General features: G+C 37.2%; 21 protein-coding genes. 9 read left to right on the top strand and 12 right to left on the bottom strand.

Annotation, left to right across the window (positions count from 1 at the left end):
* Window positions 1-16: 16 nt before the first annotated feature.
* From NON16_RS04235 to NON16_RS25435, 4 genes are all read right to left on the bottom strand, one after another.
* Entirely contained in the window at window positions 17-796 is a 780-nt protein-coding gene (locus tag NON16_RS04235; protein ID WP_257347358.1) for a fumarylacetoacetate hydrolase family protein, read from the bottom strand.
* Window positions 797-850: 54 nt separating this feature from the next.
* Window positions 851-1,972, bottom strand: a complete 1,122-nt coding sequence (locus tag NON16_RS04230) for an NAD(P)/FAD-dependent oxidoreductase (protein WP_257347357.1) — start codon at window positions 1,970-1,972, stop codon at window positions 851-853.
* 457 nt (window positions 1,973-2,429) lie between these two features.
* Window positions 2,430-4,193, bottom strand: coding sequence for an amidohydrolase (locus NON16_RS04225; protein ID WP_257347356.1), 1,764 nt, complete (start codon window positions 4,191-4,193; stop codon window positions 2,430-2,432).
* A gap of 438 nt (window positions 4,194-4,631) precedes the next feature.
* The gene (locus NON16_RS25435) at window positions 4,632-4,958 is read right to left on the bottom strand and encodes a GntT/GntP/DsdX family permease (RefSeq protein ID WP_308216581.1); all 327 of its coding nucleotides are present in this window, start codon (window positions 4,956-4,958) and stop codon (window positions 4,632-4,634) included.
* Between the two features lie 388 nt (window positions 4,959-5,346).
* On the opposite strand from NON16_RS25435, the gene NON16_RS04215 reads away from it, so the two are divergent.
* The 6 genes from NON16_RS04215 (at window position 5,347) to NON16_RS04190 (ending at window position 12,104) form a co-directional block, all read left to right on the top strand.
* Window positions 5,347-6,552, top strand: a complete 1,206-nt coding sequence (locus NON16_RS04215; RefSeq protein ID WP_257347355.1) for a M20 family metallopeptidase — start codon at window positions 5,347-5,349, stop codon at window positions 6,550-6,552.
* A gap of 28 nt (window positions 6,553-6,580) precedes the next feature.
* Window positions 6,581-8,122 (top strand): ABC transporter substrate-binding protein, encoded by a 1,542-nt coding sequence (locus tag NON16_RS04210; RefSeq protein WP_257347354.1) that lies wholly within the window; start codon window positions 6,581-6,583, stop codon window positions 8,120-8,122.
* Window positions 8,123-8,220: 98 nt separating this feature from the next.
* Window positions 8,221-9,138: an ABC transporter permease gene (locus NON16_RS04205; protein WP_257347353.1), complete on the top strand. Its 918-nt coding sequence runs from the start codon at window positions 8,221-8,223 to the stop codon at window positions 9,136-9,138.
* A 74-nt stretch (window positions 9,139-9,212) separates the two neighbouring features.
* Window positions 9,213-10,079, top strand: coding sequence for an ABC transporter permease (locus NON16_RS04200; protein WP_372508744.1), 867 nt, complete (start codon window positions 9,213-9,215; stop codon window positions 10,077-10,079).
* A gap of 23 nt (window positions 10,080-10,102) precedes the next feature.
* Window positions 10,103-11,104 carry an ABC transporter ATP-binding protein gene (locus tag NON16_RS04195; protein ID WP_257347351.1) on the top strand — a complete coding sequence of 334 codons (1,002 nt, stop codon included), beginning with the start codon at window positions 10,103-10,105 and terminating at the stop codon, window positions 11,102-11,104.
* Window positions 11,088-12,104 (top strand): ABC transporter ATP-binding protein, encoded by a 1,017-nt coding sequence (locus tag NON16_RS04190; RefSeq protein ID WP_257347350.1) that lies wholly within the window; start codon window positions 11,088-11,090, stop codon window positions 12,102-12,104. Before NON16_RS04195 ends, NON16_RS04190 begins: the two co-directional genes overlap by 17 nt.
* Before the next feature lie 9 nt (window positions 12,105-12,113).
* Here NON16_RS04190 and NON16_RS04185 read toward each other — a convergent pair whose 3' ends face one another.
* Window positions 12,114-13,004, bottom strand: a complete 891-nt coding sequence (locus NON16_RS04185; RefSeq protein ID WP_257347349.1) for a LysR family transcriptional regulator — start codon at window positions 13,002-13,004, stop codon at window positions 12,114-12,116.
* Window positions 13,005-13,528: 524 nt separating this feature from the next.
* On the opposite strand from NON16_RS04185, the gene NON16_RS04180 reads away from it, so the two are divergent.
* A complete protein-coding gene (locus NON16_RS04180) occupies window positions 13,529-13,810 on the top strand; it encodes a hypothetical protein (protein WP_257347348.1) in 282 nt (93 codons plus the stop codon).
* Complete coding sequence (locus NON16_RS04175; RefSeq protein WP_257347347.1) at window positions 13,807-14,901, top strand: winged helix DNA-binding domain-containing protein; 1,095 nt, start codon at window positions 13,807-13,809, stop codon at window positions 14,899-14,901. The genes NON16_RS04180 and NON16_RS04175 overlap by 4 nt, the downstream gene beginning before the upstream one ends.
* Window positions 14,902-15,143: 242 nt before the next feature.
* Here NON16_RS04175 and NON16_RS04170 read toward each other — a convergent pair whose 3' ends face one another.
* From NON16_RS04170 to NON16_RS04145, 6 genes are all read right to left on the bottom strand, one after another.
* The gene (locus NON16_RS04170) at window positions 15,144-15,614 is read right to left on the bottom strand and encodes a PIN domain-containing protein (RefSeq protein WP_257347346.1); all 471 of its coding nucleotides are present in this window, start codon (window positions 15,612-15,614) and stop codon (window positions 15,144-15,146) included.
* Window positions 15,607-15,897 carry a hypothetical protein gene (locus tag NON16_RS04165; protein WP_257347345.1) on the bottom strand — a complete coding sequence of 97 codons (291 nt, stop codon included), beginning with the start codon at window positions 15,895-15,897 and terminating at the stop codon, window positions 15,607-15,609. Before NON16_RS04165 ends, NON16_RS04170 begins: the two co-directional genes overlap by 8 nt.
* 187 nt (window positions 15,898-16,084) lie before the next feature.
* Entirely contained in the window at window positions 16,085-16,342 is a 258-nt protein-coding gene (locus NON16_RS04160; RefSeq protein WP_257347344.1) for a hypothetical protein, read from the bottom strand.
* Window positions 16,343-16,603: 261 nt separating this feature from the next.
* The gene (locus tag NON16_RS04155) at window positions 16,604-17,944 is read right to left on the bottom strand and encodes a GntP family permease (protein ID WP_257347343.1); all 1,341 of its coding nucleotides are present in this window, start codon (window positions 17,942-17,944) and stop codon (window positions 16,604-16,606) included.
* Between the two features lie 23 nt (window positions 17,945-17,967).
* Window positions 17,968-19,368, bottom strand: a complete 1,401-nt coding sequence (locus NON16_RS04150) for a four-carbon acid sugar kinase family protein (RefSeq protein ID WP_257347342.1) — start codon at window positions 19,366-19,368, stop codon at window positions 17,968-17,970.
* A 1-nt stretch (window position 19,369) separates the two neighbouring features.
* Window positions 19,370-20,266, bottom strand: a complete 897-nt coding sequence (locus NON16_RS04145) for a 2-hydroxy-3-oxopropionate reductase (protein ID WP_257347341.1) — start codon at window positions 20,264-20,266, stop codon at window positions 19,370-19,372.
* Window positions 20,267-20,434: 168 nt separating this feature from the next.
* Between NON16_RS04145 and NON16_RS04140 the strand changes: the two genes are divergently transcribed.
* The gene (locus NON16_RS04140) at window positions 20,435-21,046 is read left to right on the top strand and encodes a GntR family transcriptional regulator (RefSeq protein ID WP_257347340.1); all 612 of its coding nucleotides are present in this window, start codon (window positions 20,435-20,437) and stop codon (window positions 21,044-21,046) included.
* Between the two features lie 182 nt (window positions 21,047-21,228).
* Here the strand turns inward: NON16_RS04140 and NON16_RS04135 are convergent, their stop codons facing one another.
* Window positions 21,229-21,693, bottom strand: coding sequence for a hypothetical protein (locus NON16_RS04135; RefSeq protein WP_257347339.1), 465 nt, complete (start codon window positions 21,691-21,693; stop codon window positions 21,229-21,231).
* Window positions 21,694-22,023: the final 330 nt, after the last annotated feature.

The raw sequence follows: 22,023 nt of genomic DNA, 5'->3' as shown, positions 1-22,023 counted from the left end.
AGTATCAATAAAATTTTCAGTTGACTTCAACCGCTTCTTTTGTTGTTACAAATCGATTTGTCAAAATCCCGATTTCTTTAATTTCACATTCAATGAAGTCTCCTTCACCAACCATCTCTGCTCCAATTGGGCTTCCGGTCAAAATGACGTCTCCTGGTTTAAGTGTCATAACTTTTGAAAGAAAAGAAATCATTTTCTGAATGGAAACGATCATAAGTTCTGTTGAACTATTTTGCTTTTCAACATCATTAAGCCTTGCCTCTATTTTTACTTTAGAGGGAACAAGATCCGTTTCAATAAAAGGACCGAGTGGGGTGAATGTGTCAAAAGACTTTCCGATTGTCCAGTGACCGTCCTCATGGAAAAATTGAGGGGCGGTTACGTCATTACCAATTGTATAACCGAAGATATAATCGAGAGCAGACTCCTCTGACACATTTTTTGTTTCTTTCCCAATAACAACCGCTAATTCTGATTCGAACTTTATTTTCTCAATCCCATGAGGAATAACAATGCTTTCCTCATGTCCGATGACTGATGAGGTCGGTTTAAAGAAAAAGACTGGCATTTTTGGTGGTACAGAAGGAAGGTCCTCAATTTCCGAGACATAATTTGCACCGATTCCGATAATATTATTTGGCTCTAAAGGAGAAAGACACTTTACTTCCTTTAGGGAAAAAGATTGTCCGGTATACTCCCACTCACCAAATATATCACCCTCAATCTCTTTAATAAGTTGATCAACTACAACTCCTTGGAATTTCTTTGTACCACTGATAAATTTTCCGAATTTCATTTCAAATCTCCTTTTGATAACAGATTACTAACAAAATAATTATATTTAAATCGTTTATCTTACAAGTGTATCTCTAAGAGGGTTATAAGGAGTAAGGTCGAGTTCAATTTCTTCACCTAATGCAAGATCACCTGCCAGTAATCCTACATATGGCCCGAGTGTCAATCCGGATGCTCCAAGTCCAGTGGCAATCACCAATCCATCCAACGAAGAAATTGTCCCTAACAATGGTAAAATATCTGGTCCTGCAGGTCTAAAACCAATTCTCACATCATGTAATGTACTGTCAGATAATCCCGGCGCCACTAATAGAGCCTCTTCCATTATTTCCTTTATACCAGCTGCAGTTACTCGGTAGTCGAATCCTGAACCTGTTTCTCTCGTTGCTCCAACTACGACACGTGAATCATCAAAACTCACAAGATAATGACTACTTTGTGGAAGAACGACAGGCCATTTGGAAGTATCTTGATCATCTTGTAGTTTAAGATGGGCAATTTGTCCACGCTGCGGCTCTACTTGAAGGTCGATTCCTAATGGGGAAAGTAATTGTTTTGACCATGCACCTGCCGTAACAATGATCGAATCTGCGGAAATAACATCACCATTCAATTGGATACCAGTTACTTTATTGTTAGTGACGATAATACTAGCTTCACCTGTATGGAGAATCGCTCCATGCTTTTCAGCAGCTCTTAATAAAGCATTTGTTAGAAGTCTGCCATCCACTCTGGCTCCTCCTGTCACATGTACAGCTTCTAAATCATCCCGTAATGGAGGAAAAAGGGTTTGTGCTTCCTTAGAAGTTAACCGACTTATTTCTCCAACTTCTTTCCTATCTTCTTTATTTCTTCTTACCTTTTGTTCAATATCATTTAATTCATTAGGATCATTACTCACTGCTATTGCACCTACAAGACTATAACCTACACCACTTTCACCATCTTCTTTTAGATCAGTAATCAGTGTTGGATAATAGCCGGCACCTCTATTTGCCAATGCATACCAATCCGGATTCTCCACCTTTGAAATCCATGGGCATACAATTCCTGCTCCAGCAGCAGTAGCTTGACCTTGATGAAACTTGTCAACAATAATAACTTCAGCACCTTTTCTTGCTAAATGGTATGCAGCACTTGATCCAACAATCCCTGAACCTACAATAATTACCTTCATTTGTGTTCACTTTCCTTTCCATATTCATCTCTTGGTGAGAAAAAACTAGCTGTTTAATAAAATGTGATTTTTATCATGATACGTAACACTAAATTGTATAATTCAATTTAACGGATAATGGCAAGCTACTCCACTACAATAAAGTGGAAAAAAATTATAATATTATAATCTTTAGGACAAAAATTAACGCTTCCTAGAAAATAATAAACAGAACTTTTATGTATCACCGTTCTGGAAAGAAACTTAGTTTATACGCACTTTTAAAAGGATCTTTCTCTTTTTCTTAATAAATAATATAATATTATAATATTTGATGTTTTTACTATTATAAACGTAAACACTTTTGTATTTCAACAAAACCATTTAAATTTTCTAAATTTTTCAACGTTTTTTGACCGCTAACAAAAATTGTTAGCGGTCTAATATATCAATATAACCAGAACATTAATGTTTGATGTTATTCCCCTTCATAAACAATCTTCCCATCAACAATAGTGTAGGCCACCTTAGTTTCAGAGATGTCTTTAGGATCGGATTTGGTGATGTCTTGACCAAGAACGACGATGTCAGCTTTCTTGCCAACCTTAATGGATCCCAAATCATCTTCGCGGAACAATTGGTAAGCAACATTCTTTGTGAACGACTGAAGCATTTCCTCAACTGTTAGCGCATAAGCTGCATTGCGAACCATATTGGTGTCCTGTTCTTCCGGATAAGGACTATTTCGAGTGACTCCAATCTCTATACCGTTAAGTGGGCGGTAGTCAGGGGTTGGAGGATAGTCGCTGCTACTAGCAATCGTTACACCCGCATCCCACATCTTCCGGGCCGGATACATTTCCAGTGCACGGTCCTTACCGACCATTGCTTTCTCCAATTTATAATACTGATCCTTGTAAAACCAGAAGGGCTGCATACTTGCAATGACATCCATTTCGGCCATACGTGTGATATCTTTATCTTGGATAGCGGAGATGTGTGTAATGGTATGACGAGAATCACGTTCTCCATTAGCTTTTCGGGCATCCTCAAAGGCATTGAGACCCGTGTTAACAGCTCCATCACCGATTGCATGAATATGCAACTGTATGCCCTCTTTGTCTAGCGAGGAAACCATTTTATTGAAAGCTTCAACTTTCCAACTCGCTTCACCATGATGGTGCCCACCCATTCCTGCGTTCTCAGTATAAGGTTCAAGGAAAAGGGCGGTTTTGCCTTCCGTTACACCATCTGCAAATAGTTTGGCAGTATTAATTTGAAGCCAATCCGAATTGTACTTTTTATGAGCATCAAGTATCGTTTTAACCGCTTCATCTGGCTCTGTACCTGGGTCGAATTTAATGGCATTCGCAACCCGCATGGTTAATTGCCCGTCCTCTTCCAACTCATGCAGTATTTCCATGTTCTCAGTACTGCCAGACATGTTCAGAATACCCGTTATACCAAAGCTGTTTGCTTCTTCTTGATATTTTAAGAAAGCCTGTTTATATTGCTCCTTAGTTAGGTTAAACAAAGCTTGTACATCGGCGAGCAGGTCAGTTGCACCTTCACGTAAAACACCGCGGGGGGAGCCGTCCGGGTTTTGTTCGATCATGCCGCCTTTTGGAACCTCTGTATTTTCGTTTATCCCGGCCATTTCAAGTGCTTTGGAGTTTACCCATACGGAGTGGCCATCAATGGAGTTAAGAATTACTGGAATGTCGGAAACCACGGCATCCAGATCCTCTTTCTTTGGACCGGGGTTTGTACCATCCGTTTGTTCATACGGTCCATTTTTCCAACCACGGCCAGTGATTATTTTCGCATCAGGATTATCCTTCCTAAAGTCAGCGACAGCCTGAATGTATTCTTCATGACTTTTAAGATTTGTAAGGTCTACTTGAAAAAGCTTAGTCGTCCATTGGCCCGGAGGATGGGTGTGTCCATCCATAAAGCCAGGGGAAACCATCTTCCCTTCCAGATCAATTACCTGAGTCTCGTCGCCTACATATTTTTCCACATCGGTGTTATTACCAACAAAGATGATTTCACTATCCTTGACGGCCACCGCTTCAGCGGAGGGCTGATCATCTTCCATGGTATATACACTTCCGTTTTTAAGAATAAGCGTGGCCTTTTCGTCAGACTCTTCCTTAGCTTTGTCATCAGTCACTTCAGTTTGTTCGGTACAACCCGATAGTAGTAGCAATACCGACAAAATAATGGCTGTCAAAAACGTCATCTTGGGATTGATGCAATTCATACATTCACTCCTCTAATTTAGTACTTTCATTTCAAAATCGGTACTATTTTGGAAAACGGCAGAAGTACACGAATCTTCCAGATCCAAGTCTCACAAGACCCCCTTTTTTGAAATCATTTCTTCGAACAAAACTATTGCAATTTTCATGCCAATGATTTCACCCTTCTACGAACACATATCCTTTGCTTACAAGATGCGTTTTCTATGAAAATTTGCATAATCTACCACTTTATGCATAGAAATTTGTTCCAGGATACCAGGATGAAGAAGCCCTAAGCTAAGCAAAATCGCATAGAAAAAACCCCGTTATCGCGTACGTTAAGCGTTATTGGCAAAAGAGTTCTTTAAAGTTATGTTTTAACCTTGTACCTGTGTTCGGTAAAGACATTCAGACTTAGCCCACAAAAGTGTTAAAAGTCAGCGATACCCCTTAGTGTAGATGTACCAGCGTGGACTTCCCAAACCGAACCACAATAATAAACCCCTGTTATGTGAACGCCAGGGTTTTTGAAAGACATAGCGTTTTATTATGTTCATTTTAAGTGTTACTTTAATACATCGGGCGCTTCCACTTTTCTTATATTCCTGGCAGTACTGGTGACAACAAGAACAGACATATACAACTGCAAGCGCCGTCAATCCAGTCACGAATCCTCCAAGTGTCCATGTTTTCATGGTTTGAGGGATTGTAAGATTACCAAGTCTGTTAAGCACCCAGAATCCAGAGTCGTTCGGTAAGGACAATCCAATTGCACCAGCACATATTGCAAGACTTAGTAAAACAGGCGAGATACCGAGTTCCGCGAGAACCTAGTGATGCTCTTAAAATTTGTGTAAAAATGAATGCTAGTAAGAAAATCTTCTAGTTTATTCCGAGCCCCACTATATGTATACCTTATTCAAACGTTTGATAAATTCAAAACTGATAAACTATTAGTATATATTCGTAGCGTTATCGCGAGATTATTACTATGGTCATAAAAATATTTTATGAGTTGTCTAAATTTTTTCAATTTTACTAATTAACAGTTGTACTTTACGATTTAAGTAGTAGAACAGTTATCCGGATAATTATTACTTAAATGAAAACGTTACCATCTTGGTACTAGAATGTATTGGAGTGTTCATGTTGATGGATAAAAAGAAAAAGTTATTTTCGATTGTAGACAGCTTACGAGAAGTTTTGTGCAATGTCAGTGATTATATATACGATAATCCTGAATTAGGTAACCAAGAATACAAAGCAGTAGAAAAAATAACAAGTACGCTAAGAGAGTACAATTTTGAAATTGAGAAAGAGATTGCTGGATTAGACACTGCATTTATTGCTACCTATAAAAACGGATCGGGCGGTCCTACAATTGGATTATTATGTGAATATGATGCATTAAAAGACCTAGGGCATGGCTGTGGACATAATCTACAATCTGCAGCTGTTATTGGCGCTGCAGTTGCATTGTCAAAACAATTAAGAGATCTACCTGCCACAATTCAAGTAATAGGTACCCCTGCAGAAGAATCAACAAGCGGTAAAATCCCAATGACTAAGCAGGGTTATTTTGATCATCTTGATGTGGCTTTAATGATGCATGGAGGAGACAGAACAACTGTTGATGGAAAATCATTAGCAGCAGATTCATTTGAATTTGAGTTTTACGGGAAGGAATCACATGCAGCGGTTGCACCTGAGCAAGGGATAAGTGCATTGGACGGAGTACTAATGACCTTTAACGGAATGGAATATTTAAGGGAGCATGTTCGCTCTGATGTACGAATTCATGGAATTATTTCAGATGGTGGAAAAGCACCTAATATTGTTCCGAAGAGAGCTGCTGCAAAGTTCTCAATCCGAGCTGCTGATCGCAACTATTTAAATCAAGTTGTTGAACGTGCATTAAATGTTGTAAAGGGTGCAGCAATTGCAACGGGAACCGAACTAAAGATTCATAAGCATAAGTCTCTCGAAAATAAATTGAACGTACAAAGTCTTAACGAAATTTTATTGGACAATGCTTATTTATCTGGTGCAAAAAATATAACCCCTCCTCGAGAAAAAACTGGTTCTACTGATTTTAGCATTGTTACACATCGTGTACCTGGTTCTTGTATTAGAATGGCATTTGTCCCATATGGAACATCGAACCATACGATGGAATGGGTAAAAGCGTCTAAAAGTGAGGAAGGCTATGATGCCATTATATCTGCTGCTAAAACCTTATCAGGTTCTTGTTTCGATTTAATTAATTCACCCGACTTGTTATATAAAGTTAAAAGTGAATTTGATTCAGTAAAACGCTCACAAATATCAACGAATGAGAAACTTTCAACAGCAAATTAGTGGCCATATTTAAATTGGAGGGATTTTTATGAAATTCAAATTTACTTCTCTTTTTTTTGTACTCTTGTCCTTTGTACTTATTTTAGCTGGTTGTACCGCAACCACAAAATCACAAACATCATCAAAGGATGACAAAACATTAACGATTTCCTTAGGACCAGACCTTATGACATGGGATATTCATAATCATACGACGACATCTACAGAAGTGGTTCATGCTAATGTGTTCGATTATTTATTAATGAGGAATCAGGATGGCGAAATTAAACCTCACTTAGCAAAAAGCTGGAAGAAAACCAATGATACAACTTATGAATTTGAACTTGAACAAGGAGTGAAATTTCATAATGGGGAAGAATTAACAGCCGAAGATGTTAAGTTTACATTTGAAAGAGTTGCAAAAGATAAAAGCCTGAGAAGCCATAGTGATTACAGTAATATAAAAGAAGTTAAAGTCTTAGATGACTTAAAGCTTCAGATTATTACTAGTGAACCAGATCCAATGCTATTGAGCAGAATTTCAAGACAAGCTTCTGGAATCTTGCCTAAGGATTATATTAAGGAGAATGGATGGGACCACTTCAAGAAAAATCCAATTGGTTCTGGTCCGCTAAAGTTTGTTGAATGGAAAAAGGATAACCGCGTCGTTTTGGAACCGTACGATGAATATTTTGGAAAGAAAGTAACTGATTGGGGTAAAGTAGTTTTTAAAGCCATACCTGAGGATTCTACACGTGTGGCCGAGCTTCTCGCAGGCAATGTAGATATTGCAGCCAATATCCCCCCAAGTGACTGGGATCGTATAAAAGATTCTAAGAATAGTGAAGTTGTGAATGGACCATCTAATCGTACGTATTTGCTTTTTTTAAGAACACAAGAAGGTTGGCCGACTGCTGATCTAAAGGTTCGTGAGGCTATTGATTATGCAATTAACGATAAGGCTCTTGTCGAAAACTTATTGAGCGGTGGAGGAACACCATCACTTACTCGTGTGAACCCTGGTAATTTAGGAGCAAATGAAGAGTTATACGGTAAATATAACTATGACGTTGAAAAGGCAAAGAAATTATTGACTGAAGCTGGATTTAAAGATGGGTTATCGATACAACTTGCGGGTCCATCAGGAAGGTATTTACAGGATCGTGAATTACTACAATTAATCGCTGGAATGTTAGAAAAAGTCGGAATTAAGACTGATATGAACATCTTAAAATGGGGACCATTTGTAGAACTAAGGGAACAAGGAAAGTTTAAAGATGGTTATTTAATTGCTCTAGGCGCTTCATTCTTTGACGCTGGACAATCCCTAGATTACTACAGTTCAGAACGGGCTAAAACTATTAATGGCTATAGTAATAAAGAAATTGATCGGTTATTGAATAAAGCTGCGACATCCACAAATGAGAAGGAACGTATCGAAATGTACACACGTGTTCAGGAAATAGCAAACAAAGAGAAACCGATTTTACCTTTGTTCCAACTCGATCAATTTTATGGGCTTAGTGAAAATGTTAAGTTTCAACCAAGGATTGATGAACTCATTTATGTCCCGGACATTGAGAAGAAGTGAGTTAAGAGGAGATTTATTTCTCCTCTCTCTTCTCTTCTTTTCATTTAATTTATCTTTTTGGTAATGATAATTAATTCTTTCAATTGGAGAGGGTAAAGGTGTGGAAATATTTTATACGTCGATTACTACAAGTTCCACCAGTTATTTTTATTATTACACTTATGATCTTTGGCCTTGTTTATATTGCAGGTGATCCTGTCCTAATGATGTTACCTGCTGATGCAACACCACAGGAGATCCAACAACTACGACACGCCCTTGGGTTTGATCAACCATTTTATATTCAGTTCGGAAATTACATTATGGATCTGTTACGTGGTGATTTTGGTGATTCTTATCAATATGGGGAGCCTGCATTGTCACTTGTTTTGGAAAGACTTCCCGCAACTCTTGAATTAGCGACTGCTTCGATGATTGTTGCGATTATTATTGCAATTCCACTTGGAATTTGGTCCGCAATTAAACCAAATACATTCATCGACTTGTTTGCGACTGGGTTTTCCGTTTTAGGAAAAGCGATTCCGAACTTTTGGTTAGGGATTATGTTAATCCTAATTTTTGCAGTCAACCTTCATATCCTGCCAGTCTCAGGTACTGGAACTTGGTGGCATCTTGTATTACCTTCGATTACTTTAGGCACTGCAATGTCTGCTGAAATCACGAGACTTGTTCGGTCAAACATGCTAGAGATCATGAGCCAAGACTTCATTAGGACGGCTCGTAGTAAAGGTCTAACTAGTTTTATAGTTATTTTCAAACATGCATTTAGAAATTCATTAGTACCGGTAATAACCATAACTTTTCTTCAGGCAGCCGCCTTGGTTGGTGGTTCATTAATAACAGAAATGATTTTTGCGTGGCCTGGTCTAGGACAATTGATAATTCAGGCAGTCTATGAAAAGGATTTACCTATTATTCAAGCGGCAGTTTTTGTGACTGCACTGATGATCATATTAATTAATTTACTTACAGATGTACTTTATCGGATTTTAGACCCAAGAATTAAATTTAATTAAAGGGGGAGGAGTAGATGGAGGCTAATAATGCAGAACTATCTCCTTATCATGTAGATAAAAAAGTAAAAAAATCAATGAAAAACAATAAATATAGGACATATATCAAGAAGTTGATCAAAAGTAAAACTGGAATTGTAGGCTTTGTTCTTGTTTTGAGTATATGTTTTATAGCAATGCTTGCACCACTTTTAGCACCATATGATCCATATAAAATCAATGCTGCTCAGATGTTGATACCTCCAGTATGGATCGATGGGGGTACAAGTAATCATATCCTTGGAACAGATAATCTTGGGCGTGATATTTTAAGCCGTCTTATCTATGGTTCTCGAATATCTATTATTGTAGGAATACTTTCAGTAGTCGTTGCAGGATTCATTGGAGTCGTGTTTGGCCTGATAGCAGGTTACTATGGTGGTTTCATTGATACTGTTGTGATGAGATTAGTAGATTCGTTTTTATCAGTTCCAACGATATTATTTTGCTTAGTATTTCTAACAGTTTTAAACCCTGGTTTATTTACTTTAATTTTTGTAATAGGTGTTACGAGTTGGGTAATGTATGCAAGGTTAGTCCGTGGGGAGACCTTAAGTATAAGGGAACGGGAATATGTGAAAGCCGCAAGAACAATAGGTGTATCAAATTTAAAGATTATTACGCGACACATCTTTCCGAACGTGATCTCCTCTGTGATTGTTATTTCAACCTTAAGTGTTGCTGCTTCGATTATCACTGAGTCATCTTTAAGTTTCCTAGGTTTAGGTATCCAACCCCCTACCATTTCATGGGGAATTATGTTAAGCGAAGGAAGAGAGTATATTGCTACTAGCTGGTGGCTATCAACCTTCCCAGGTATCGCAATTACGTTAACCGTTCTCGGTATTATTTTTTTAGGAGAGTGGTTACGAGATGTATTGGATCCTAGGTCTCGTGGAATGTAATTTTAATTGACGGAGGGCATTCAATGAATAAACTACTAGAAGTAAATCAATTGAAAACATATTTCTTTACTGATAATGGTACAATTCCGTCTGTAGATGGAGTTTCTTTTTCAATCGATAAAGGACAAACGACTGCAATCGTTGGTGAATCGGGATGCGGTAAAAGTGTCACATCCTATTCGATTATGAGATTAGTTGATTCTCCCGGAAAGATCGTAAATGGAGAGGTTCAATTTGAAGGTAAAGACTTAACAAAAGTTACAGAAAAGGAAATGAGGACGGTACGTGGAAATGAGATTTCAATGATTTTTCAGGAACCGCTAACTTCCCTTAACCCCGTTATAAAAATCGGAAATCAACTTGATGAAATTTTAATTCTCCATCAAAAAATGTCGAGAATTAAGGCGAAAAAGCAAAGTATTGCGATGTTACAAAAAGTTGGTATTCCTAGAGGAGAACAAATATACCGATCCTATCCACACGAATTAAGTGGGGGAATGAGACAAAGAGTAATGATTGCCATGGCATTATCTTGTAACCCGAAGTTATTAATAGCAGACGAACCTACGACCGCGTTAGATGTCACCATACAAGCTCAAATCTTAAAATTAATGAAAAAGTTAACTGAAGACTATCAAACATCAATTCTATTAATCACGCACGATTTAGGTGTCGTTGCTGAAATAGCGGACCGGGTCATTGTTATGTATTCTGGTCAAGTTGTAGAAGAAGCAGATGTATTTACTTTATTCGCAAACCCGAAGCATCCGTATACAAGAGGGTTATTAGCTAGTACCCTCCAATTAGATGAATATAAAGGTAATCTAGACACGATTCAAGGAAATGTTCCTTCTCCATCAAATAAGCCTACAGGATGTTACTTCCACCCAAGATGTCCGGTAGCAAAAGATATTTGTCGAAAGGAAATGCCTCAATTAAAAAATTTAGAACAAACAAATAATCGGGTTCGATGTTGGCTTTTTGAAGATGAGAAGGAGGGTTTATTACATGCAGAAAACGCTTAAAAGCAACATTGAAGATGATAATACCCAACTGCTTTATTTAGAAGATGTAAAAAAATACTTTGATGTTAGCGACCGTATCTTTAGTAGGAAAAAGGAATACTTAAAGGCGGTAGACGGCATCAGTCTAAAAGTGAATAAGGGTGAAACATTAGGGATTGTTGGTGAATCCGGATGCGGTAAATCAACTTTAGGTAATTTAATCATGGGGTTATTGAAACCAACTGAAGGTAAAATTTTGTTAGAAGGAACTGATTTAACAACATTAAACGCTAAGCATTTAAAGAAAAAACGATCCGAATTTCAAATGATTTTTCAAGATCCATTTTCGTCTCTCAACCCTAGGATGCGAGTATTTGATATCATAGCAGAGCCGCTTATAACCCATAAAATTGTAAAAGGAAAGGAGTTAGAACAAAGGGTGTTAAATTTAATGGAGGATGTAGGACTAGATGTATCATATTCCGATCGTTTTCCGCATGAATTTAGTGGGGGTCAACGACAAAGGATTGGTATTGCCCGCGCTCTTGCATTAAAACCAAAGCTAATCGTTTGTGATGAGCCGATTTCCGCTTTGGATGTATCAATTCAATCTCAAATCTTGAATTTATTATCCAACCTTCAAAGAAAATATCAATTAACTTATATCTTTATTGCCCATGGTTTACCAGCTGTTAAACACATTAGTAATCGCATTGCAGTAATGTACTTAGGTAGTATAGTTGAACTAACGACAAAAGATCAATTATTTAGGAACCCCATGCATCCTTATACAAGAGGTCTGCTGTCTTCTATACCTATCCTCGATCCAACGCTTAGGGGAAATAAACAGAATAATCTTATAGAAGGAGATATTCCAAGTCCAGTTAATCCACCGAGTGGGTGTAAGTTTCATAATAGATGTCCTTTTGCTACAGATAAATGTAAAGAAGAGATTCCGTCCTTTACTGAGAGGGAACCAGGGCATTTCGTATCTTGCCACTATTCTATATTTGATTTATAGGTAGAGCCATTAGCACATGGCTCTTTTCATATGTTCAACAAAGTCATTTACAGTAATTAATTCAAGTGATGATTCTCGAAAAATCAACCAAGTTTTACGATAAATTAGTTGCCCAGTATCGTTATTTAAGTCACGTGTGTAGAATGTATCGTTATTTGTTAAACATGATTTTGGAATTATCGAATATCCTAAATTGTTTTGAACCATCTCTTTGCAAGTTTCAACTTTATCAACCTCCATACTAACCATTGGTGGTGCCTTAAAGTTTTCTTGCCACCAATTTTCAACTAATTCAGATAGAGGGTTTGTTGGCTTCTGAGTTTTTCGAATTAAGTTATTAGGCTTATACAAGATCATTGGTAAGTAGGGAAGTTCTTGTAAATCGATTGGTTTCTTAGAAATAATCGATATAGGATCCTGATTAAGGAGTATTTTTTCTTCAAACCAATTGTAGTTGCCAGTCACAATTCCAATTTGAATCTCGTTCTTCTTTAACAATTGTACAATTTCATGGCTCCAACCAGTACTAACTTTAACTTGTACCTTTGGATTTAATTCGATGAAAGTCTTTATAAGTGGGGGAAGTTTATACAAGGCAAAGTTACTAGAAACTCCAATTCTGAGCCTACCCTGTGTATCATTTTTGATCGTTTTGAGAAAGTCCTTCATTTTACTTAATTCAAGAAGCATTTTCCTTGAAAAATCAACCAAATATTCCCCTTCTAGAGTAAAGCGAATTTTGTTACCTTCCCGATTAAGTATTTTTATTCCATACTCTTGTTCAATTTGTTGTAATCGATAAGTAAGTGCTGGTTGAGAGATAAATAAACGGTCAGCAGCTTTGGTAATGTTTTGTTCCTCATAAATTGTAACTAATAATAAACAGTCCTGTTCTTTCATAGTTAGTCCCCTTTTAATAATGTGAAAACAGTTAAAATATTCATAATTCTCTTAAGTTTACTATAACCTAATAACTTATATAAAACTATAGATTAACAGGTACACCGATACCAAAAAATCTTTAACTCAAAATATAAAGAGCCTGCCAATGAAAAGGGGTTATCCAAACAGGCTTTATATATAGTCCATTACTTTGATTGACACTCATACGCTTTTTGAGAACCCCCCACCACTTGAGATTTAGTTTTAAAGGATCGAACTTTTTTGTGAAAAGGAAATAAAGAACTTATATCGAATTTTTATAGACTATATGTGCGTGTTCAAAAAGTAGACGAATCAGACTTTCTTATTGGAGGTCCGACTAAATACGTTACATCCTGTAACAACGTCGAACTGACTCACATCGTGTGAGCCCAAGGCACGACAGTTTTGAGGACCGGAACGACGAGCGATGCTTACATGAACGCTGCGAGTTGCACCGAGAAAGCCTGCTTCGAAGAATAAACTTGTAGACGCAGGTACATATGGAACTTCGACTAAGTACTTCACGTCCTGTGAAAACGTCGAAGTCAGCACGTCCATGTGCAAGTCCGGAAAAACCGAGTAACGTAGAAATTCGTCGTTTATCAGTTGGATACTTTTTGAACAACCTCTATATACTATCCTCTACAAATGAATTGATTTTTATCATAAGGAACGTAAATAGTAGTTTTAAAAAATACAAGACATTCGTAATAGTTGATCCACAAGTATGGGGAATTATTTTTTTGCAAGAAGGACTTTATATGGGGGCTGATGGCAAGTGAATAATACGGATTTTGTCTCTCAACGATTGTTCAATCACCGTATTGACGGTGAGAAGTTCGAGAAGCCTGAAGAGGTGGTTAAATGGATGGGTGCTATTCAGGCACAAAATTATTCGCAGTCATTGTGGGGGATTGGCCTTCGCATGCAATCCGGGACAATTACGAATATCGAGCAAGCCATAGCTGACAGAAAGATCATCAGGACTTGGCCGATGCGAGGTACAATTCATTTTGTGCCGCCAGAAGATGCTAAATGGATGCTGAAGCTTTCAGTTCAACGCATGCTAGCTAAGGATAAGCGAAGGATGGAGCAACTTGAACTTGACGATAAAATCATGGAACGTTGTAAGGAGCTTTTTTATAACGCGCTGAAAGGTGGAAACCGATTATCTCGTCCAAACATGATGAAATTACTGGAGGACGCAGATATTAGTACCAAGAATCAACGCGGTTATCATATCTTGTGGTACACATCTCAGACTGGCTTGATTTGCCAAGGTCCGATGCAAGACAAACAGCAAACTTTTGTCCTGCTGGATGAATGGGCACCCAATTCTAAAGAGTTATCCCGGGAGGAATCACTTGCCGAGCTCTCCAGGCGTTATTTTGCAAGCCATGGGCCAGCAACCATTCACGATTTCGCTTGGTGGGCAGGATTAACGGTCACCGATGCTAGACTAGGACTTGAGGTAGTAAAACCAGAACTAATTTCAGAAAAGATAAATGGTAAAGAACACTGGATGGCAACTAATGCCCAGAGTCATAAAGCGGATGATAAATCTAGTGTCCATCTACTTCCAGGTTTTGATGAATATCTGCTCGGCTACAAAGACCGAGGTGCCGTGCTGGACGTAGAACATGCACCAAAAGTGGTCCCAGGTAAAAACGGTGTGTTTCTACCAACAATTGTCGTCGGTGGCCAAATCGTCGGTACCTGGGAACGGACGATTAAGAAAAACTCTATCGACATAACACTCAATCCCTTCATACAACCTGGTGATTCGGAAGAGGGAATGATTGAAGCGGCAAAATGGTACAGCGATTTTATTGGGTTGCCCTTGTCATCAACAACAATAAAGGTGAGTACTTAATCGCCTTTTTCTATTGTTTTGGAAACTCTAGTGAGAACCAATTTTTTCATTTGAACTGTTCACAACGTCATAAATAAATGTTCCTATTATCCTTAAGTGTACTCCTTTTCAAAGGAATGAAGTAATTCGACAGGTATTTTTACTGGACTTTAAAATGATTAGAAATGAATTGTATGCGGAATGTAATAAGAGGAGGATTTTGTGGCTATTAGATAAGTTAATTTTCAATCGTTCTGCAGAGATTACTTTCCTTCTTTAAGTTTTTCCCGGAATTTCTGTAAGTCAAGTTGATCTAAGACCGGATTTTCATAGGAAAGTTGAAGTTCATTCTGTATAAGTTTAAAATCTAAATCATTATTACTAAAAAGAGTAGCATTTTCTACTATTGCAGTAGCAGCTATAATTGAATCAGGTGCTTTAAGTCTTTTTTGGTGGTTTATTCTAAGATATCTTCTTATCCTAGCTGCTTCTTGTGCAATTTCCCTTGTTAGAGGAATAATGTTGTTTTTAGCAAGACTAATATAATCGTCTATTTGTGCCTTTGTAACTTCTTTTTCTTCATACCTGGAATAAGATAAAAGTTCATGTTCTAGTATAGACGGCATAATAACAGTTGCATTTTGTTTTGCATTACTAATAAATGCTTCTACCACTTCAGGATATTGAATGGAAAGATCATTATAAAAATTGGTATCATAAATAACTTTATTCAATATCGTTATTCCCCCAGTCCTCATCAGTTTTATCTCCAATTTTATATAATTCAGCAATGGCTTCTTTATTCATTTTTTTCCCTCTATTTCTAATACGATCAATGATATCTAAACTCTCCTGAATTTCTTTTTTATGATCCTTATTTTTCATATCTTCAACACCTCCATTTTCAGCTTCATCACCAATGATGGTTATTTCACCTCTAAATCTCTCCAATATACGACTTACTTTATCATTCGCATTGAAGTCATCAGCTGTTACTTTATATTCCTTTATTGGCATTAGTGTCACCGCTTTCTTTTCCTTAATTATACCAATTATATAGGCTAAAAGCTAAAAAGTATTTATTAAGTCTCAACAAAATACATATAATTGGGAACGTTGACGCAATTGTTAGGATCTATTGATCAAATAATGTCATTTAAAATAGCTATATGGTTCTATGCTCAAGCATCTATATTAACAAATATTAAATGGACACTATAGCCCCTTTATTCTTAACAATCGTTATGGTTCTTGGTCCATTATTATTTGGACTTCGTTTTTTAACTGAAGAACCAACTAAAGAAATAGCAAAACCTTTTTCAATTATTAATATAGATGGAGAGCGTTTTAATTCGGAACGTTCGGAAACAAATTTGATTTCCGAGCAGATCGTAAAATCCAATGCAAGTACCGATGAAGATAGTGAAGGTATACCAGCGTGGACCTCCCAACTGAACCACAATAATAAACCCCTGTCATCTATCAATGAAAAGTACAAAACCAAGATTAAGCTCTTATATGAAAACCTCCAAAACCAATGAAGTAGTTTTGGAGGTTTTCATTTGAAATATATAAGTTTGCGAATTGATCTCTGTTCCCCAACAAAGTTCGGTTGTCGACCGTAAGACCCATGCCACTTTCTAAATGTGAGCGCCATGGCTTTTGAATGACATGGCGTTTTATTATTTTCATTTTCAGTATTTAGCGGGCGCTTCCACTTTTCTTATATTCCCGGCAGTACTGGTGACAACAAGAACAACACATACACAACTGCAAGAGCTGTCAATCCAGCGACGAATCCTCCAAGTGTCCATGTTTTCATAGTTTGAGGGATTGTGAGATTACCGAATTTGTTAACCACCCAGAATCCTGAGTCGTTAGGTAAGGACAATCCAATTGCACCGGCACAAATGGCAAGACCAAGTAGAACAGGCGAGATACCGAGTGCTGCGACTTGTGGCCCTAAGATACTGGATGTTGTTACAAGAGCCACGGTTGCTGATCCGAGTGATGCTCTTAAAATTTGTGTGAAAATGAATGCAAGTAAGAAGATATGGATATTCCAGCCTTGCATCACGGTAATCAAGTGATCACCGATTCCGCTTTGATTGATAACTTCCCCAAAAGCACCACCTGCACCCGTGATCAGTAGGATAACTCCTGCTGAGTTGACTGCTTCACTATATAATGTGCCGTAATTCTCTGAAATATATGGTTTTAAAACAATAATGGCAACGATAACACTGATGAATAAAGCGACATTTTTGTCACCAATGAACGTAAAGATCGTGGCTAGCAATGAGCCAGGTGCAACCATTTGGGTAACGGTATTCCCCACGATAAGTAAGATAGGTAACCCTAACATGAAGAAGGAAAGGCCTGTCGAGATTTCTTTTTTATACGTTTGTGTTTCAACTGCTTCCACTTCTACATCCTTGTCGACTTTGATTCGTTTTCCAATAAACATTCCATATAAGTAACCACCGACAAGTGTTGCTGGGATTGCGATGATAAGGCCGTATATGATGAATAATCCCAAATCAGACCCTGTATTTTCGGCAACGATCATCGGTCCTGGAGTTGGGATGATCGTACTGTGGGAGACGATCAAACCAACGGCTAAAGCGGTTACAAATGTAACTGCAGGTATTCCTGTTTTTTTAGATAAACTTTTAATTAATCCACTTAAAATAACGAATGCCGCATCGAAAAATACTGGGATAGAAACCGCTGTACCTGTCAATGCAATCCCTGCTGGAGACTTTTTCACACCAAACACGTTAAGAATCGCTTGAGCAATTTTTTCAACAGCACCTGATGCTGCAAGAAATTGGCCGAATATGACTCCTAAACCTATTAAAATACCAACACTGATAAGCGTGTCACCAAATCCACTTGCAACAATTTGAGAAACTTCATCAATTGGAAATCCTACTACTAATGCTGTTAAAAACGCTATCCCAATTAACGCTACAAATGGTTCAAGCTTTGCTTTTAATATCAAAAAGAATAATAAAAGCAATGAAGCAATAAAAATCCCGATTAATAAATTGCCTGTTACCATGAAACTCTCCCCCTATGATTTAATTATTCTAAGTTTTTCGCTATCGTATATAAATCCGTAACTTTCCCAACATTACCTGGGAAGATGACATATGGCATATTTGAGTATTTGCTGCTGCGATCTGTTTTCCATACTGGGATGCCTGGTAATGCTTGTCCTAGTACAAGTGCTTTTGTTACATCTAGTGCAGTTGTACCAATTTCGCTTGATGTAATACCACCTTTAGCGATAATATATTTAGGCTTACAGGTTAGGGATTGAATGATTTTAGTCAGCCCATCTGAAATTTTTACGGATAGCTCTAATTCTTTTTCAGCCATTCCCTCACCTAAATCCAACCGCTTTCTCTTTGTAAAAATCACACAGGTTTGACCTTGATTAATCGTTGAATCAACTTCGACAATTCGTTCATTGATTTCTTTTTCAAATTTACGTTCATCTAAAACGAGATCACTATTGAACTCGATCGGTTTTACTGCTTCCAATTTCAATAACTCATTCAACTGTTGTGTGGTTTTGTTTACATGAGAACCGACGATGATTAAACCACCAGATGTACTGTTCGTCTTAATCATATCGTCCTTTGATAAAAGAGCTTGATCGGAGACGTGGCCAATCACTTTTGTAAATGAAGCTGCTGTTCTAAATAAAAATCGTTTCCCGGTTGTAAGTGCTTTAATAAGTGAAATAGCAAAAACTTTCAAGTCATCATCTGAAATCGCATTTACGACAACTTTATTAAACTTGTTTACATTCATTAGTTGGTTCGTTATTTTTTCAATGTTGAGTGAACGTAAATCATTTAGATCGATGTAGGTTACATCTTCTTTTTTGAACGTTCCATTTGACTTTTCTTCTACATATTCACCTAAGTGACTCGTTTGAAATCCAAACGTCCGATCTTTAGCAAATTCCGTTTCATCTGCTGGCACTAATTCATCATTCATTTCGACATAATGAATATTGTCGATCGTGTACCTTCCACCCTCTTTAAAAAATGGAATGATGATTTCTCCGTCCGATGTTGATTCCAATGTTTCATTGATGGTTTGTGTTTCAAGAGGAAAGTGCCCTCTAAGTGTTGAATCACTACGGCTAATGATGATAAAAGGCTGATTGAATTGCTTGGAAGCCTTTTCAATTCGTTTTGTAATCGTTTCATGGACTTGTTTCGTTTTCTGTTTAGAAAAAGCCCTTGAATTTGTAAGGATAAAAAACATTTGCTCATCCGATTTAAATCCATCGATAATGGAAGCTTCGTCCCAATTCGTATATACATGAATATCATGCACTTTCTGTATACCTGTCGGGTCATCGTCAAGTACAATGATTTTATGATTGAACTGCTTCATCGCATCATCGTATATGCATTTTAGTCCAGAAAGATCGTATTCTGGATAGTTGTTCAGAATTGCCGGATTCATTTTATTTTTTTCCTCCTCTCGGTGTTTGAAAGTTTGCTAGTTTCTCGAAGTAGTCAATAATATAGGAATGATCTTTACCAGCATTGTCGTTAACAATTTCCGAATTGAAAATTTCTTTCACCTGACTTGTAATCGGTAAAGGTACACCTACCACATTTGCTGAAGATAGTACATTATTCAAATCTTTGAAGTTGATGTCAATTCGACCACCTGGTTCAAAATCTCGAGAAATGATTTTCGGCATTTTAGCTTCCATAACGGCACTACCAGCTAATCCCCCACGAATCGCATCGAACATTTTATTTAAATCGATCCCTGATTTACTTGCGAGTACAACCGCTTCAGATAATGCAGCAATGTTAACGTTAACGATGATTTGGTTGGCTAATTTAACGGTTGAACCAGCACCATTTTCTCCAACATGAATGACATTTTCCCCCATGGATTCAAATAATGGTAATACATGATTAAAGTGTTTTTCATCGCCACCTACCATAATGGATAGCTTTCCTTCAATTGCCATTGGTTCCCCACCACTGACAGGTGCATCTAAAATAAACATTTCATATTCTTTCAGTTGTTTAGAAAAAGATTTAGCATCCTCTGGTGATACGGAACTCATATCGATGATGATCGTATTCGGTCGACCATTTTTTGCAATCCCGTCATCATCAAATAAGACCCGCGAAACATGTTTTGCGGACGGGAGCATGGTAATGATGACATCCGATTTTTCCGCAATTTCCTTATTTGAGTTACATGGATGACCGCCTAATTCAGCTAATTCATTAACAGCATCTAGGTTTAAATCTAGTAAATTCGTTTCAAAGCCATCTTTGATCAAATGACTCGCCATCGGTTTCCCCATAATTCCTAATCCAATAAATCCGACTTTCATGTAAATTACCTCCGAGTAAACGTTTTCAACTTCGATTATATTGGCATTGTATACTATTATGAATATTTTGTATACAAATAAGTATAATTTGTATACATTTTTGAGATAGGTTTTGTTATGAGTGAAATATTGTATAATAATAAACGGAATAACAAATGGGGTGTACCAATGGAGAATAGTAAAAATGAAAAAACATATGAAACCTTACGAGATATGATTTTTAACGGTGATTTAAAGAAAGGTGAAAAGATTACCGAGACTAATTTAGCCAATACATTAGGAATTAGTCGTACACCGGTAAGAGAGGCAATTAGAAGATTAGAACAAGAGAAGTTAATCGATAATAATCGAATCGCGAATCCGACAGAAAGAGATTACCAAGATATTTTTGAAATGAGAATCTTGATCGAGAAGTTTGCTGTCGCTAAAGCCACACAATTTTTTTCACCGTCAGACATTGAAGAATTAGAAAACTATGTGGAAATTGGATATTCTGGAGAACTTGAAGCAAAAATGGATGTCAACAAGTCATTCCATGAGAAAATTGTAAATGGGACAAAAAATAAAATGATGATTGAATACTTCAATCAAATGCAGTCGATCATCTATTTATTCCGAAAAACAGTACTAAGTTATAAACGCCCAGGTTTGATCGATGAGCATAAAGAGATTGTTACGGCTATAAAAGAAAGAGATACTGAACGGGCTGAAAAGCTTATTGTGGAACATTTGAAAGCGGATTTGGAGTTTGGATTGTATTATTTGCGGGATGATGAGTAGGGATTGAGTCAATATAAAAATATTTAAGAGGCCTTTAATCAAGCATTAACTTGTCAAGGCCTCTTTACTTACTATCGTCCTTTTAATTTTAAAAAATACAATACAATCCAGAACATAGAAAAGTAGCTTATTTTTAACTGGGGGAAATTTTAGATAAAACAAAAAGTAAACGTTAAGATGCTTTACTGTGAATCCTCTAGGGTTTTAATAGTAATAAAAATAGCACCTACTTCATGTTCTGAGTAGTCGGGGTTAGAAAAGTGACTGTTGATGACCTCTATATACTCTGATTCTGTAAATTCAAACGTCCATCCCTGGCTTTCTGAAAGTTCGTACATAAGATTAGATATACCATGAAACTTTTGATTGTCAGTTAAGCTGTTCCACTGATCACCATTCATGTACATAACGTTTGTATTTACATCATCGTCGGTATCCATTTCAACAGTAACAGGTTCGCTAGTTTCATCAGTGAAGGTATCGGTAACCTCTTGCTCTGCTAATGCCCTTTTTTCCTCAGCAGAACTGTAATCATCATCATCAACAATCGTGCTCACTTCTTTATCAGGGCCATCATTAATCATAAACACATAAATACCTAAAAGTAATAAAATGGTCCCAATCCACATCCATGATTTATATCCCATTGTTTTCTCCCCTTTTTATCACGTTCAATTTATTATATTTATCAAAATACTTCTCTAACCCTATAAGGTGTCAAAATTGTGTGGGCACTTAAAGGGACGCCTAGGATGTTATGAAAGGGATCTAAGCTTTTGTTCATTGTCGAGGTGACGATTCTATACACGTGGCTTTATTCAAAAAAAATTCTAGGGGACCCATCTAATAAAAGCCTTGTCAGTGTTCTAGATGAATCAGACTCATCAACTGAAATATAAAAACAACGTCGTATTTAAGATGTTTAGTTGTCATGAATCTCCATGAATCGCAATTTCCGTGGAAATGTTCGCGGAATT

Origin of the sequence: Pseudalkalibacillus decolorationis, from assembly GCF_024609785.1 — a bacterium.
Lineage (GTDB): Bacteria > Bacillota > Bacilli > Bacillales > Fictibacillaceae > Pseudalkalibacillus > Pseudalkalibacillus decolorationis.
Note: the sequence above shows the minus strand (reverse complement) of the source record. Positions and strands in the feature narration are given on the sequence as shown.